At 35.7% G+C, this 17,219-nt stretch carries 11 protein-coding genes; all 11 read left to right on the forward strand.

Features of this window, described 5'->3' with window-relative positions:
• The first annotated feature begins 3 nt into the window (after window positions 1-3).
• The 11 genes from nuoL to ACFINK_RS05490 all read left to right on the forward strand — a co-directional run bounded on the left by nuoL (window position 4) and on the right by ACFINK_RS05490 (window position 15,890).
• Window positions 4-1,968 (forward strand): NADH-quinone oxidoreductase subunit L, encoded by a 1,965-nt coding sequence (nuoL, locus tag ACFINK_RS05440; RefSeq protein WP_375638389.1) that lies wholly within the window; start codon window positions 4-6, stop codon window positions 1,966-1,968.
• Window positions 1,968-3,437 (forward strand): NADH-quinone oxidoreductase subunit M, encoded by a 1,470-nt coding sequence (locus ACFINK_RS05445; RefSeq protein WP_375628157.1) that lies wholly within the window; start codon window positions 1,968-1,970, stop codon window positions 3,435-3,437. Before nuoL ends, ACFINK_RS05445 begins: the two co-directional genes overlap by 1 nt.
• Window positions 3,438-3,454: 17 nt before the next feature.
• Window positions 3,455-4,909 carry an NADH-quinone oxidoreductase subunit NuoN gene (gene nuoN, locus ACFINK_RS05450; protein WP_375638390.1) on the forward strand — a complete coding sequence of 485 codons (1,455 nt, stop codon included), beginning with the start codon at window positions 3,455-3,457 and terminating at the stop codon, window positions 4,907-4,909.
• On the forward strand, window positions 4,909-5,718 hold the full coding sequence (locus ACFINK_RS05455; RefSeq protein WP_375613451.1) for a biotin--[acetyl-CoA-carboxylase] ligase: 810 nt from the start codon (window positions 4,909-4,911) through the stop codon (window positions 5,716-5,718). Before nuoN ends, ACFINK_RS05455 begins: the two co-directional genes overlap by 1 nt.
• Before the next feature lie 45 nt (window positions 5,719-5,763).
• Complete coding sequence (locus ACFINK_RS05460) at window positions 5,764-7,440, forward strand: ribonuclease J (protein WP_375628074.1); 1,677 nt, start codon at window positions 5,764-5,766, stop codon at window positions 7,438-7,440.
• A 203-nt stretch (window positions 7,441-7,643) separates the two neighbouring features.
• Complete coding sequence (gene proS / locus ACFINK_RS05465) at window positions 7,644-8,969, forward strand: proline--tRNA ligase (protein WP_375628076.1); 1,326 nt, start codon at window positions 7,644-7,646, stop codon at window positions 8,967-8,969.
• 11 nt (window positions 8,970-8,980) lie between these two features.
• Entirely contained in the window at window positions 8,981-10,249 is a 1,269-nt protein-coding gene (locus ACFINK_RS05470; protein WP_375628078.1) for a lipoprotein-releasing ABC transporter permease subunit, read from the forward strand.
• Window positions 10,249-10,929: an ABC transporter ATP-binding protein gene (locus ACFINK_RS05475; RefSeq protein ID WP_375638391.1), complete on the forward strand. Its 681-nt coding sequence runs from the start codon at window positions 10,249-10,251 to the stop codon at window positions 10,927-10,929. The genes ACFINK_RS05470 and ACFINK_RS05475 overlap by 1 nt, the downstream gene beginning before the upstream one ends.
• Before the next feature lie 65 nt (window positions 10,930-10,994).
• Window positions 10,995-11,282, forward strand: coding sequence for an FAD assembly factor SdhE (locus ACFINK_RS05480; RefSeq protein WP_375611887.1), 288 nt, complete (start codon window positions 10,995-10,997; stop codon window positions 11,280-11,282).
• Between the two features lie 5 nt (window positions 11,283-11,287).
• Window positions 11,288-14,788: a transcription-repair coupling factor gene (mfd, locus tag ACFINK_RS05485; RefSeq protein ID WP_375638392.1), complete on the forward strand. Its 3,501-nt coding sequence runs from the start codon at window positions 11,288-11,290 to the stop codon at window positions 14,786-14,788.
• 262 nt (window positions 14,789-15,050) lie between these two features.
• Window positions 15,051-15,890, forward strand: coding sequence for a hypothetical protein (locus ACFINK_RS05490; protein WP_375613447.1), 840 nt, complete (start codon window positions 15,051-15,053; stop codon window positions 15,888-15,890).
• The last annotated feature ends 1,329 nt before the right edge of the window (window positions 15,891-17,219 follow it).

Genomic DNA, 17,219 nt, shown 5'->3' on the forward strand with positions numbered 1-17,219 from the left:
GTGATGTATTATACGATTGTCTTTCTTCCGCTTTTGGGTTTTTTAATTGCTGCACTAGGTGGAAAAACGATAGGAGATCGTGCGAGTGAATTGATAACATGTAGCTTTATGGTTGTTGTTGCCATATTATCGTGGATAGCATTTTTCAGTACTGCACTTGGTCATATTCCAGCGATTGATGTATTGGTATTACATTGGATGACTGTTGGTGACTTAAGCTTTAATTGGGCTTTACATGTTGATGCATTAACAGCTGTCATGCTTATTGTTGTGAATAGTGTTTCGGCATTAGTGCATATTTATTCAATTGGTTATATGCACCATGACCCTTCAAGGTCTCGTTTTTTTTCTTATCTTTCTTTGTTTACATTTATGATGCTTATGTTGGTCACATCCAATAATTTGATTCAGATGTTTTTTGGATGGGAAGGTGTCGGACTTGCTTCTTATTTACTCATTGGTTTTTGGTTTCAGCGCGATTCTGCTAATAAGGCCGCAATGAAAGCTTTTGTAGTTAACCGTGTTGGAGACTTTGGTTTTCTCTTAGGAATCTTTAGTATTTTTGTTTTGTTCCAATCGGTTGATTTTGCCTCTATTTTTGCAAAAGCTGCCGACAAGAGCTTTATACAAAATATGACATTTTTAGATTGGCAATTTGATGGGCAGACGGCAATTACCATTACATGTCTTTTATTATTTATTGGTGCGATGGGAAAATCCGCACAATTTCTTTTACATACTTGGCTGCCTGATGCAATGGAAGGGCCAACCCCTGTATCAGCGCTTATTCATGCCGCTACAATGGTAACGGCTGGTGTTTTTATGATTGCGCGTATGTCGCCAATTTTTGAACTTTCTTCAACTGCTTTGACCGTGATTATTATTGTTGGTGCAACAACAGCGTTTTTTGCAGCAACTGTGGGGTTGGTGCAGAATGATATTAAGCGTGTTATTGCTTATTCTACATGCTCTCAACTTGGTTATATGTTTGTGGCATTAGGTGTTGGAGCTTATGGCGCTGCTGTCTTTCATCTTTTTACGCATGCTTTTTTTAAAGCCTTATTGTTTCTTGGTGCAGGTTCTGTGATTCATTCTGTGTCTGATGAACAAGATATGCGAAAAATGGGTGGGTTACGCAAACATATAAAGATCACCTATTGGATGATGATGGTCGGGACCATTGCCTTGACCGGAGTTGGAATTCCAGGAACACTTTTCGGGACTGCAGGTTTCTTCTCAAAAGATGCGATTATAGAGTCTGCTTTTGCATCTCATAATATTGCTTCAGGATATGCTTTTTATCTTCTTGTTTTTGCTGCCTTTTTAACAAGTTTCTATTCATGGCGACTTATCTTTATGACATTCCATGGTAAACCACGGGCAACAGTTGATGTGATGCATCATGTTCATGAATCGCCTCCAGTTATGTTGATTCCACTCTTTCTTTTATCTATTGGAGCAATATTTTCTGGTGTCGTTTTCCAACCTTACTTTTTTGGTGACTTGTATAATGCTTTTTGGAAGGGAGCATTGTTTACAAGCAGCCATAATCATATTCTTCATGATGCTCACCATGTTTTTAATTGGGTAAAATGGTCGCCTTTTATAGCAATGATTCTTGGGTTTATGTTGGCTTATTTATTTTATATTGTGGCTCCCTCTCTTCCCAAGAAAATGGCGCGTATTATGCCAGGAGTGTATCACTTTCTTTACCAAAAGTGGTATTTCGATCAATTATATAACTTTTTATTTGTTCGTCCTACCTTTAGAATTGGTTCTTTTCTTTGGAAAGTGGGAGACGGTAAGATTATTGATGGTCTAGGTCCCAATGGTATTGCAGCGCGTGTTGTTGATATTACAAATAGAGTTGTTCGAATGCAAACAGGCTATCTTTACCACTATGCATTTGCAATGCTTATCGGCGTTGCATTGCTCATTACATGGATGATGATCGGGGGCGTAAACTAATGACCGATTGGCCTATTCTTTCTACGGTTACATTTTTGCCGCTTGTTGGTGTTCTTCTGATTTTGTTTATCAAAGATGATAGTGAAGTAGCACGCCATAATATACGTAATGTCGCATTTTTTACGACTCTATTTGTTTTTATTATTTCTTTAATTATTTGGATAGGATTTGATTCTAGCAACCAAAATTTTCAAATGGTTGAAAAATCCAGTTGGTTAGGGGGTGGTATTAGCTATCATATGGGGGTCGATGGTATTTCTATTCTTTTTGTTGTTCTCTCGGCTTTTCTTTTGCCTTTCTGTATTTTAGCAAGTTGGGAGAATGTTAAAGAGAGATTAAAAGCCTATATGATTGCGTTTCTTCTTCTAGAAGTTGCGATTATTGGTGTTTTTTGTGCTCTTGATGCAATGCTATTCTATGTTTTTTTTGAAGGCAGCCTCATTCCAATGTTTATCATTATAGGTGTATGGGGAGGAGCACGTCGTGTTTATGCAAGTATAAAGTTTTTCTTATATACTTTACTTGGTTCAGTGCTTATGCTGGTTGCTCTTATGGTTATGTATTGGGAGGCTGGGACACTTGATATACCAACTTTACTCAATTATCAGTTTCCTGCTCATATGCAAATATGGCTATGGCTTGCATTTTTTGCTTCTTTCGCAGTTAAAATGCCAATGTGGCCAGTTCATACATGGCTCCCTGATGCTCACGTAGAAGCACCGACAGCGGGTTCTGTTATTTTAGCTGGTGTCTTACTTAAATTAGGTGGGTATGGTTTTCTTCGTTTTTCTTTACCTATGTTTCCTATCGCTTCAGCAGATTTTGCGCCTTTTGTTTTCACATTATCGCTTATCGCTATTATTTATACATCACTGGTTGCACTTGTTCAAAGTGACATCAAAAAACTTATTGCATATTCCTCAATAGCGCATATGGGATATGTAACGATGGGTATTTTTGCTGTGAATGAACAGGGGATACAAGGGGCTATTTATCAGATGCTATCCCATGGAATTGTTTCAGCAGCATTGTTTCTTTGTGTTGGGGTTATCTATGATCGCTTGCATACACGTGAAATTTCAGCGTTTGGTGGTTTAGTGAATAATATGCCTAAATATGCTGTTGTTTTCTTAATTTTTACCATGGCAAATGTTGGTTTGCCTGGAAGCTCAGGATTTTTGGGTGAATTTTTAACCTTAATAGGTGTTTTTCAAGTAAATAAATTGGTTGTTGTTTTAGCAACAACAGGTGTTATCTTATCGGCAGCCTATGCCCTTTATCTTTATCGGCGTGTGATTTTTGGTTCCTTGGATAAAGAGAATTTAAAAGTATTAATAGATCTTTCTTTAAGAGAAAAACTCCTCCTTTATCCAATGGTTATTCTTACAATATTCTTTGGTATCTATCCAACGCCTATTCTTAAGGCAACGGCGTTTTCCGTAGAAACCCTCATCAATAAACTGCACTAGATAAGGGAAGAATGCACATGCAAACTGAAATAATAGCGCAATTAGTCTTAATTCTTCCAGAGCTTTTAATTGCATTAGGAGCTGTCGTGCTGCTTATGATTGGTGTTTATTCCAATACACGTGCTTCTTTAACAGTGACAGGTTTAGCTATGGCACTTCTTGTGGCAACCATTATTATTCTTATAGTTTTTCCGAAAAATGGTTCATTTCAAACCAATGCGCTCGTTATCGATTCCTTTAGTCGTTATATGAAAATTTTAATGCTTATTGGTGCACTCTTTTCTCTTATCATGTCTGTTGGTTTTGCCAATGCACAAAAGTTTAATATATTTGAGTTTCCAGTACTTGTTCTTTTAGCAACCCTTGGAATGATGTTTATGATTTCAGCGGGTAATATGCTGTCGCTTTATATGGGGTTAGAGCTGCAATCTTTAGCTTTATATGTTTTAGCAGCGATTAATCGTAATAATGTAAAATCTTCTGAAGCCGGTATAAAATACTTTGTTTTAGGAGCATTATCTTCAGGGTTGCTTCTTTATGGTATTTCTTTGCTTTATGGTTTTACCGGTCAAATTGGTTTTCACGAAATTGCTCTTGCTTTAAAGGGCAAAAATGTACAATTGGGGGTCATTTTTGGAATTGTCTTTATTTTAGCTGGTTTGGCTTTCAAAATTTCTGCTGTTCCGTTTCATATGTGGACACCTGATGTTTATGAAGGAGCGCCCACACCGATTACAGCATTTTTTGCTGGTGCCCCTAAAGTTGCTGCAATGGCTTTAATCATCCGTATTATTGTGGTGACCTTTATTCCCCTAGGGCGTGTTGATAACGTGATGCCTGCATGGCAACAAATTTTGGTGTTCATGGCGATTACATCAATGATACTGGGTGCTTTTGCTGCAATCGGTCAGAATAATATTAAGCGCTTAATGGCTTATTCGTCGATCAGTCATATGGGTTATGCACTTGTTGGTTTATCTGCTGGAGATATGCTTGGGATAAAAAGCGTTATCCTTTATATGACTATTTATCTTGGAATGACGCTTGGTTCATTTGCCTTTATTCTTGGAATGCGCTCTCAGAATGGAAATGTTGAAAATATTTATGATCTTTCAGGGTTAGCAAAGACGAATCCGTTTATGGCTGTTGTGATGACAATACAGCTTTTTTCTTTAGCAAGCATACCTCCTATGGCTGGTTTTTTTGGAAAGTGGTATACATTTTCTGCTGCTGTCCACGCTGGACTTACGCCACTTGCTGTCGTTGGGATGATAGCGTCTGTAGTTGGGGCTTTTTACTATTTGCGAGTCATTAAAATTATGTGGTTTGATGATGCAAAAGCGCATTTTGTTGCTTTATCGAAAGAGCTTCAATTTTGTCTTGGTCTTTCTGTATTCTTTATTTTATTTTACGCGCTTTTTGGAGTTTGGTTCGCTGAGCTAGCAGAAAAAGCAGCAACAGCATTGTTTTAATGAATATGGTTTATACTTTATCAGATTTTGCACAAAAACAGGGATACACTGTTGAAGCGTACGATAGTGTTGATTCAACAAATCTTATTGCGCAACGAAAAGCGCAAACTGGTCATCAAGGTAATCTTTGGATTGTTGCACAAGAACAATCACAGGGAAGAGCAAGAAGAGGGAGGACTTGGTCTAGTCCAAAAGGGAACCTTTATTCTAGTCTTTTATTAATTGATGATATTGTTCATCAAACTGCGGCTCAACTTGGTTTTGTTGCTGGAGTAAGTGTGGCAGAGGCAATAAAACAATTGATAAAAGAGGAAAAGCAGACAAACAATATTGTGAGCTTAAAATGGCCAAACGATATTTTGCTCAGAGGAGAAAAAAGCTCTGGAGTTTTGCTTGAGATTTTAAAATTGTCATCACAACAATATGCCTTGGTTATTGGGATTGGAATAAATGTGAAATATAATTATGAAGATGCGCCCTATTCCACTTCAAGCTTAAAGAATATCGGGTTGCGTATTGATGCAGAACAATTATTTACGGTTTTGACGGAGTGTTTTTCTAAAAATTACCTTCTTTGGAAACAACCAAAAGGATGTGAAATAATCCGAAAAAAATGGCTTTTATATTCCGCTCATCTTGGGAAACATGTCAAAGTGGTGAATGATGAAAAAGTCATTGAGGGTATTTTTGATGGTCTTGATAGTGATTTTAACTGCATCATAAAGCGAAAAGACGGTCAGACAGCCATTATAACAGCTGGGGATGTTCATTTTGGTTTGGCTGATTCTGTTAATGCAGGCCGTTATTGAAAAATTATTTTATCATCAGATACCTTAATGATTTGGGAGATGTTTATGGTTGCAGCCAATAGATGTGAATTTGTTTTTTTACCTCTGGGAGGTGTAGGTGAAATAGGGATGAATTTAGCTGCTTACGGATTTGGTCCCCAATATCTTCGTGAATGGCTGCTGGTTGATATGGGGATTAGTTTTGCTGGTTCTGAATTACCAGGTGTCGATCTTGTTTTGCCTGATATTCGTTTTCTAGAAAGTGAAAAACACAATATACGGGGTCTTGTTTTAACACATGCACATGAAGATCATTATGGGGCCGTTCTTGATTTATGTCCAAAGTTACAAGTGCCGATTTACTGTACGCCTTTTACGGCAGGATTATTGGAAACTAAAAAACAATTAGATTTTGAATCTCAAAAAATTTTACTCAATATTTTTCAAGCTGGTGATTGTTTTCAGGTAGGTTCCTTTGCTGTAGAGGCTATAGCCGTTAACCATTCAATACCAGAATCTGTATCTTTAGCAATTACAACCTCTTTGGGGACTGTGATTCATACTGGTGATTGGAAAATTGATCATACCCCTTCACTCGGGGCTGTAACCGATGAAAAAAGATTTCGTGCTTTAGGCAAAAAAGGTGTTTTAGCATTACTTTGTGATTCCACAAATGCATGTCGGGATGGTATCTCTCCTTCAGAACAGCAAGTTCAAGCCAGTCTTTCAGAGATTATTTCTAAAGCTGAAGGGCGCGTTGCGATAGCAACTTTTTCTTCTAATATTGGTCGGATACGTTCTATTGCTCTTGCAGCTGAAGCTGCTGGACGTAAGGTGCTTGTCATTGGGCGTTCCCTTAAGCGAAGTATTATGGTTGCACAAGAGCTTGGTTATATGAATGGTTTAGCACCATTTGTAACGGAAGATGATTATGGGTACATCTCGCGAAAAGATCTTGTTTTAATTGTCACAGGGAGCCAAGGTGAGCCATGTGCTGCTTTGGCTAAACTGTCACGTGATGGAATGAAAAATATTGCACTTTCCGCTGGTGATACCGTTATTTATTCATCACGAAGTATTCCAGGAAACGAAAAAGCGATTATTGAGGTACAAAATCGTTTCATTGATTTGGGTATTAAAATTATTACGAATGAAGATGCACTTGTTCATGTTTCAGGTCATCCCCGTCGTTCAGAACTTTTACAGATGTATGATTGGATAAAGCCACAAATACTTGTCCCTGTACATGGGGAAGCAATGCATCTTAAGGCTCAGGCAACTTTAGCACGTCAAGCGGGTATTAAAACTGTTATGGATATCAGAAATGGCTATATGTTACGTCTTGCACCAGAGCCTGTAGAAGTTATTGATCAAGTTCCTGTTGGCCGCATCTATAAGGATGGTTGCTTAATTGGAGATGAAGATGAATTAGGGATTCGTGAACGCCGTAAACTAAGTTATGCTGGTCATGTTACTATTTCTCTCCATATAAATAGTAAGCATGAATTATTAGGGGATATAGGTCTAACAACATTCGGGTTACCTGAAAGTAATGGAAAGGGGGAAAGTTTAAAAGATATTCTTTTAGATATCGTAGAAAATACAGTTTATAATATCCCACGCATGAAACAGAAAAATAATGAACTTATTCGAGAGGCAACACGACGTGCAGTAAGAGCGGCTGTTCATGAAATTTGGCAAAAAAAACCTATCTGTACAGTTTTTTTACATCGGTCAAAATAAAAGAACTTTCCTATTACGTTATTTAAAAAGAGAAGAGCATTTTTATTTTATTGCTAAATAAGAAAAATAGAGAATAAAGCACAATAAATTTTTAAATGATAAGATCGTTATATTTGCAAGTATTCAGAATGCGGCTATAGATGAATAGAGGGTGTGATAAATTGTTCCGATATGATAGATCTGATTAGGAGTTAATTATTTCAATGCGTCTTTCTCAATATTTCCTTCCACTTTTAAAAGAGAATCCTAAAGAAGCAGAAATTGTTTCTCATCGCTTCATGTTGCGCGCTGGAATGATTCGACAACAAACATCAGGGATTTATTCTTGGCTTCCTTTGGGAAAAAAAGTGCTTGATAAAGTTTGTAAAATTATTCGTGAAGAGCAAGAACGTGCGGGTGCAATAGAAATATTGATGCCTACAATTCAGTCTGCTGATCTTTGGCGTGAAAGCGGTCGTTATGATGATTATGGTTTGGAAATGCTCCGCATTAAAGATCGTCAAAAGCGTGATTTACTTTATGGTCCAACCAATGAAGAGATGGTAACAGATATTTTTCGCTCTTATGTTCGTTCTTATAAAGATCTTCCGCTTAATTTATACCATATTCAATGGAAATTTCGTGATGAAATTCGTCCACGTTTTGGTGTGATGCGAGCACGAGAATTTTTAATGAAAGATGCTTATTCTTTTGATCTTGATTATGAAGGCTCTGAAACATCTTATAATCGTATGTTTGTTGCTTATTTACGCACTTTTTCTCGCCTTGGCTTAAAAGCAATTCCTATGCGTGCAGATACAGGTCCAATAGGGGGGGAACTCAGTCATGAATTTATCATTTTGGCTGAAACAGGAGAGAGTGCTATCTTCTGTGATAAACAATTTCTTGAACTTACCGTTCCTGATAGTTCAATCGATTTTAGTGATAAAGCTGTTTTAGATGATATTGTTAAGCAATGGACATCTTTTTATGCAGCAACGGAAGAAATGCATAATGAAGAGGAGTGGGCTAAAGTTTCTGATCATAATCGTCTTTCAGCGCGTGGTATTGAAGTAGGGCATATTTTCCACTTTGGTACTAAATATTCTGCTCCAATGGGAGCAAAAGTTATGGGACAAGATGGAAAAGAGCATGTGGTCTCTATGGGATCTTATGGTATTGGGCCTTCGCGTCTTGTTGCGGCCGCTATTGAGGCTTCTCATGATGAAAATGGTATTATTTGGCCAAAGTTTATGGCACCGTTTGATTTTGGGATTATCAATATGAAGCCCGATGATGAAAAATGCACACAGGCATGTGAGTTTCTCTATCAGGGATTAAAGAAGGTTGGTTTTGATCCGTTATTAGATGATAGAAATGAACGCCCTGGATCAAAATTTGCAACAATGGATTTGATTGGTTTGCCAACGCAAATCATTGTTGGTCCTAACAGTATTGCACAAAATGAAGTTGAAATTAAAGATCGAAAAACAGGAATAAAAAAATCTCTAAAGGTTGAAGATGTGCTCAGCCAACTTTCTATAATTTAATAGGAAATATTATGAAGAGGCTGAAAAAAAAATGCTTTTCATCTTATGAGTGGATGATCGCTTTTCGTTATATGATTCCCAATAAAAAACATGTCGTTGCATCTGTTATTTCAATTATTTCTCTTATTGGGATTATGTTGGGCGTATTTGCTCTGGTTGTTGTTATGGCGGTGATGAATGGCTTTCGTACAGAACTTCTCAATCGTATTCTTGGTATGAATGGGCATCTTATTATTCAAACAGTTGATTCTGGTTTCTCTGATTATAAGACTCTTATTTCTTCTTTAGAAACTACAAATGGTGTGAAGTTTGCTTTACCTGTTATTGAAGGTCAAGCGCTTGTTCAAGGTGAAGTTCAAGGTGGCTCTGGCGCGTTAGTTCGTGGTATGCGCAAACAAGATCTAGAAAAGCTTAAAACAGTCTCTCAAAACATTAAATTAGGATCGATTTCTCGGTTTGATCAAGAAGAAGGTGTTGCAATTGGAAGTGGCTTAGCAGAAAAATTAGGACTGACAGTTGGAAGAGATATTCGTATTATTACTCCAGATGGTGATGAGACTCCTTTTGGCGTTACCCCACGTGTGAAAGCTTATAAAGTCGTTGCTATTTTTGAAGTTGGTATGTCTGAATATGATTCAATATTTATCTTTATGCCTCTCCATGAAGCACAAATGTTTTTTAATTTGGGAGATAAGGTTCAGTCTTTGGAATTATTTCTAAATGATCCTGATGCTGTTGATCAAATAAAACCTGTTGTAGAAAAAGTAGTTGAACAACAGGTCTATTTAATTGATTGGCGTACACGCAATCAGGCTTTTTTTTCAGCCTTACAGATTGAACGAAATGTTATGTTTTTCATTCTTTCTCTGATCGTTCTTGTTGCTGCTTTAAATATTATTTCAGGGCTGATTATGCTTGTAAAAGATAAAAGTCATGATATTGCAATTTTACGCACGATGGGGGCTCAACAGAGTGCGATTTTGCGTATATTTATCATTACAGGAATGATGATTGGTTTTATTGGAACTATATTGGGTTTAGTTTTAGGTGTTATCGCGACCGCGAATATTAATCATATCCAAGATTTTATATCTTGGTTATTTAATGTCGACGTTTTTAATCCTCAACTTTATTTTTTAACAAAATTGCCTGCACAAATTGAGTGGAAACAGACCATCTTGGTTGCTATGATGGCTTTATTCTTGTCGTTTCTTGCTGCTCTCATTCCGGCATGGCGTGCTGCTAAGCTAGATCCCGTACAAGCTTTGAGGTATGAATAATGACAGCTATTTTAGAGCTTGTAGAGATTGAAAGACACTTTTTCGAGAGTCATAAGCCACTCATTGTTTTAGATAAAGCGAATTTTATTCTTAATCGTGGAGAGCTTGTCGCACTTGTTGCACCATCTGGTGCTGGAAAATCAACACTTCTTCATATTGCTGGATTATTAGAAAAACCAACCGCTGGTGATGTGATGTTACGAGGTGTTTCTTGTGCAAAGCGCTCTGATAGTGAGCGAACAGCTATAAGACGAAATGATATTGGTTTTGTTTATCAATTTCATCATTTACTTCCAGAGTTTACGGCGTTAGAAAATGTCATGATACCGCAAATGATAGCAGGATTAAAAAAATCCATAGCAGAAGATCGTGCACGCAAATTATTGACGTATCTGCGTATTTCTCATCGTGCGAACCATCGTCCCTCAGAGTTATCGGGAGGAGAACAACAACGTGTTGCTATTGCACGTGCAGTAGCAAATGGCCCTTCGGTTCTTTTGGCTGATGAACCTACAGGAAATCTTGATCCAGTAACTTCAACTTATGTCTTTCAAGCTTTATCTATCCTTGTTCGTCAGTCTGGTCTTTCTGCTCTTATTGCAACACATAATTACGCTTTGGCTAAGCAAATGCATCGTCGAATTACACTTAAAGAACAAAAGATTATAGAACTTCCTTAAAGCAAGGTAAAAATTTTATACGACTAATTGAATAGTTTATATTACTTTATTAAAGGAGATTTTTTATGACAGTTTTTGTCGTTGACAAAAATCAATTAGATGCTCGTCGTCGTCGATTGATTTTTCGTGCATGGCATCGCGGTATTCGTGAAATGGATCTCATTTTTGGACATTATGTCGATGCTCATATTACTGGGATGAATGATAAAACGCTCTCTGAGCTTGAGTATATTATGTCTTTTGATGATCGTGATTTACTCACATGGATTACTGGAGAAATTTTGCCCCCCTCTGAAGTTGATAGTCCACTTTTCCGTGATATTGCCAATTATCGTACTTGCTTAAGTTATTAATCCCGATGCCTATATTTAAAAAAATTGTTATTCCCAAAAATAATTCTGTTCGTATGATTTTAGATGGCGTTACTGATGGATTTGAAGCCTTTGCGCTTGCTAAATTAAGTTCAGAAATTGCACAAGGTAAACCGCTCATCTATGTTGTCCGTGACGGAACAAAAATTGCGCATTTACAACAAGTTTTAAATTTTATTGAACCCAATTTACCCGTACTTCAATTTCCTGCATGGGATTGTTTGCCTTATGATCGCGTATCACCAGGAATTGCTGTTATGGCACGTCGACTATCAACATTGGCACACATAGCAAATTTACGGAAAGATCCATATTCTGCAATTATATTAACAACAGCAAATGCAATTATGCAAAAGTTGCCTCCTCGTGAAATGATAGAAGCTCAGCTTATTCACGCACGTGTTGGCCAGCGCAATAACATGGGAAATCTTATTCAATTTCTAGAAACCAATGGTTTTGAACGCGTTACGGTTGTCCGTGATGTTGGTGAGTTTGCTGTAAGAGGAGGAATACTTGATATCTTTTCTCCGATGGATGTTGAACCTTTACGCCTTGATTTTTTTGGAGATACCCTAGAAAGTATCCGCGTATTTGATCCAGAAAGTCAAAGGACAACAGGCCAAAAAACTGAACTTTTATTACAGGCAATGAGTGAGGTTGTTCTTACACCAGAACGCATCAGTCGTTTTAAAAGCAATTATACCCGTACATTTGGTGTATCACAAAAAAATAACATGCTTTATGAAGCAATTTCTCAAGGTCGGCGTTTTGCCGGTATGGAACATTGGCTTCCATTTTTTTATGAAAACCTTGATAGCTTTTTTGATCATTGTGGCAACTTACCGATAGTTTTTGAGCATCTCATAGAAGAAGTCTTCATTGAGCGCTATCGTCTTATTGAAGACTATTATAATGCGCGCAAAGAGCGCGAAAGTGATGAAAAAAATTCTACTTCTTATCATCCAATAGATCCTAGTCTTTTTTATTTAACGCCAGAGCGTGTTTTGGAAGGTGCGCAACAATCTTCACAGCGTATTGATTTTTCTCCTTTTAATGTTCCACAAAGTTTGGAACAAACTATTATTCACGCACATGTTAAACAGGGATATGATTTTGTAAAAGAGCGTAATGCGCAGGAAAAAAATGTTTTTTCAAGTGTTATTGATCATATCGCATCTTTACGCGCTGCTGGTAAAAAAGTGCTTTTAGCGTGTTGGAGTGAAGGATCTCTCAATCGTTTGTTACAAGTTCTCGATGAGCATGGATTGAAAAAAATAGATGTTGCAAAATCTTTGCAAACTGTCAAAGCAACACCTCGGGATCGCATATTAGCAGCTGTTATCATGATAGAACATGGTTTTGTGGCTGAAGATTTGGCTATTATAGCAGAGCAAGATATCCTTGGCGATCGTTTTATAAGATCGCCAAAGCGGCGTAAGAATAATACAAATTTTATTTCTGAAATTTCTGCTTTAAATTCTGGTGATATTATTGTGCATATCGACCACGGTATTGGCCAATTTGTTGGTCTTAAAACCATCAGAACCACTGGAATTTTACGAGACTGCCTTGAAATTAGATATGCTGGAGGTGATTTACTCTTTTTACCTGTTGAAAATATTGAGCTTCTCTCACGTTATGGCTCAGAAGGAACAGAGGTAACTTTAGATAAATTAGGAGGTGTTGCTTGGCAGGCACGTAAAGCTCGGCTTAAAAAACATTTATTGGAAATGGCAGGGCAATTAATCCGTATAGCTGCAGAGCGTATGACTCGTGCTGCGCCTGCTTTACTTCCACCAATTGGACCATTTGATGAGTTTGTTGCTTGCTTTCCCTATGAAGAAACGGAAGATCAAATGAATGCAATTGATGCTGTTTTGGACGATCTAGCCTCAGGCAAGCCGATGGATCGCTTGATATGCGGTGATGTTGGTTTTGGAAAAACTGAAGTAGCCATTCGAAGTGCTTTTGTTGCAGCATTAAATGGATATCAGGTTGCTGTTGTTGTACCGACAACTTTGCTTTCACGTCAACATTACAAAACATTTATTTCGCGTTTTCAAGGATTACCGGTTAAAATTGGACATGCTTCGAGGCTTGTAAAAGCGAAAGAACTTGCACGAGTAAAAAAAGGTGTTTCAGATGGTACAATCGATATTGTCATTGGAACCCATGCATTATTAAGTGATGCAGTTAATTTTTTACGGTTAGGTCTTCTTATCATTGATGAGGAACAGCATTTTGGTGTCAAACACAAAGAGCGTTTAAAAGAGCTTAAAAGTGATATTCATGTTCTCACACTTTCAGCAACTCCCATACCACGCACTTTAGGGTTAGCTTTATCGGGTGTACGTGAACTTTCATTGATAACAACCCCCCCCATTGATAGAATGGCGGTTCGTACTTTTATTTCACCCTTTGATGCACTTGTTATACGAGAGACCCTGCTTCGAGAATATTATCGTGGTGGACAAAGTTTCTATGTTTGTCCTCGTATTTCTGATCTGGCTTTTGTAGAAGAATATCTCAAAACACATGTGCCAGAACTGAAATTCGTTGTGGCTCATGGACAAATGCCGGCTGGACAACTTGATGATATCATGAATGCATTTTATGATGGACAATATGATGTGCTGCTCTCAACAACCATTATTGAATCAGGTCTTGATATTCCAACAGCCAATACCCTAATTGTGCATCGTGCTGAGATGTTTGGTCTTTCTGCCCTTTATCAGTTACGTGGTAGGGTAGGACGTTCAAAACAACGTGCGTATGCTCTCTTTACATTTCCTGCTGGTAAAGTTTTAACAATTGCTGCTGATCGCCGTCTTAAAGTGTTACAATCTCTTGACACCTTAGGGGCCGGTTTTCAATTGGCAAGCCATGACATGGATATCCGCGGTTCAGGCAATTTTTTAGGTGAAGAGCAATCGGGGCATATCAAAGAAGTTGGATTTGAACTCTATCAAAAAATGCTTGAAGAAGCTGTTGCTGAATTAAAAGATGGAGAGCTAAATGAAGATAAGCAATGGTCACCTCAAATTTCCCTTGGTACAACAGTGATGATACCAGAAAGTTTCGTGCCTGACTTATCGTTACGTATGGGACTTTATCGTCGTTTAACAGAACTTGATGATTTAGAACAAATTGATGAATTTGCAGCGGAGTTAATTGATCGCTTTGGTCCTTTACCCCTTGAGGTTCAACACCTTCTTAAAGTCTTTTATATCAAAACATTGTGTCGAAAAGCGCATGTAGAAAAATTAGATACAGGACCAAAGGGGATTGTCATACAGTTTCGTAATAACTATTTCGCAAATAGTGTTGCTCTTGTTCAGTGGGTGGGAAAACAAGGTTCAATGGCAAAAATCCGACCAGATCAAAGTATTGCTCTTATTCGTGATTGGTCCACAGCGGATGAAAGGCTTGTTGGAGCAGCGAATATTATAACACAGCTTGTCGAAATGGCAGAACAACATTCTGTTTAAAAAATATCTTTATTATTTTAGAATTATTACTCATTTTTATAAAATCATTCTATAAAAACAAACAGTTATTGATTTTGTATAAGAATAAAATTTAAGTTTATAATAAAGAGCCCTTATATATTTATTTGGTTTTTATTATATACGTATTGATATAATGAAGGAAATAGATTAGACGGTTTAACTGCAATAAATAGCACTTTCAATATAATAAGCTAATAAGCTCCTGTAAATTTTTTAGAAAAAAAATTTAGGTAAAGATAGCATGCTTTCTTCATTACAAAAGTGTCTAACTATCGTTTTTTTGTTACTCACTTTAATATATGGCGTAAAAAACGCTTATGCTGAGTTATCTTCTGATGAACAATACCAACATTTAAAAAACAAAAGAAAGAATATTAAAGAGAGCATACAATTTATTGAAGAAAGTATATCTCATTTGGATATTTGGGAAAAAAATATTTCTAAAGCAGAATACTATGAGCGTTTACAGGAACGGAATAAGTTATATAAAAAACTGAAAACTCTGAAGGATGAATATTATAATCTTGGTTCGAAATTACAGGATCTAGCTGAAAAAAAACAAAAAATTATCTCTAGAATACATATAGCGAGAGAGTATGAAGTAGGGGAGTATGAAGAAAAGTTGATTAAAGCAAAAGATTATTTAAAAAAAACTCAAACGTTTAATGAATGGGGAATGAATGAGAAAAGTGGAGGTGATGATGAGATAATGAAAAATTATCTCATATTTATTATTGCTTGCAATACGTTAGCGGATATATTGCAAAGTGATATAGGTGCTATTTTGCGCAAAGATTTTGATTGGAAAGATAAAGATTTTAGTTGGGCTAAAGGCGCAAATAATTCAATAAGTCCTAGTTTAGTCAGGGATATTAAAGAATTATTAACAGATGGCTCTTATAGTTATGAAAAACAAATATTTGACGATATAAAAAATAGTCTTACAGAAGATAATTGGTTTGTAAAAAGTGCACCTAAGCTTTGTAATACCATTAAAGAAGTACATAATATAATGCTTCCAAACAAGAAAAAGAATATTATAGATCGTATACGTTTTCATGTTGAAGAATTATTCAATTAAAAATTTACTCATATAAATACAGAGAAATTAAGATTATATACTAAATAATAGTTAAAATATATTTTAATTTTTTGTTTTTAATTATTATTTATAATAAAGTAATTTTATGCACATAAGATATTATCTATTGTTCTTATCATATAAGATTTAATATATATATTAAATAATAAAATCATATATCTTTTTTATGTTTTCTTTTTATGCATAATTTTTTGTGCTTGTAGTTTTTTATTTTTATCTGTTTAATTATTTTAATGACGATACATCTCATATCATAAATCTTGTTTCATTAATATGATAAGAGAGATATTTTATAGCTCTAAGTTGTGTTATATAGAGAAACAAAATGATATTTTAATTCATTTTTTTCTTAAAACTTAAATCATTAACGATTTATATCTTTGATATTGTGAAAGATGAAAAGAATTTATCATTTTAGTAGATTCTTTTATTTAAGAAATAACTTAAAAGAAATTGATAAAAGCTATATTTTTTATTCACGTTATAAAACTGAGAGATGATATTTGTACAGAAGTGCAATAATAGATGTTTAATATATGAGCATAAATTTATTATGGCTTTAGGCACGTGAGATGATTCATAGGGAGGGTTTCCTTTGTTCAGTAGTTTATCTATAAAACTAACTCCGCTTGTGATGTACAAGTGGATAAATTTTATTGATTCAACATAAGAGAGGTTTGCGCTATTAGGATCTTTCATACAATATAGAAATAGAAAAAAGATAAATTATTATTATAAATTAATATGTTATTATATTTTAAGAAAGTTTTTTATAAATAAAATATTTTCAGCAGTTATAGATTTTCTCTCTAAGAAAATGTGTTGTTTAATTAAGAAAAAAGCACTTCTTTAGTAGCGTATTTTTAAACTAAACTGTTTAGTTAAACGCTATGGAATATAAAATTTTTATTACAAAAGCGTATCACTATTATTTTGTAAACAAGGGCAGAAAATTGTTCATTAGCAAAAAGCTCTCTTAACAATTATGCAGAAATTTTAGACAATCAGTGGTTTTAATTCATTAAATGTTTCAATAATATCGTAGATGATTTTGTTTTTGTGTATCACACAAGGAAAACAGTAAAATTTATCTGATATTTTAGAGCTTCATGCATTGCAACACCTGTTGCAAAGGTTCTATAAGCTTAACATGAAGAGTAATAAATGTAAAAATTTTAATTAGTAAGTTTTTTAGAGTAGTATCAGAGTTTATTTTAATTAATATTGCAATATTGATTCGTTTGTGTAATCTTAGTTTAAATGCACAGAGGTGTTTTATGGATAGATTGCATCAAATACCAATGTGAT

Source organism: Bartonella sp. AA16NXGY (assembly GCF_042197325.1).
Lineage (GTDB): Bacteria > Pseudomonadota > Alphaproteobacteria > Rhizobiales > Rhizobiaceae > Bartonella.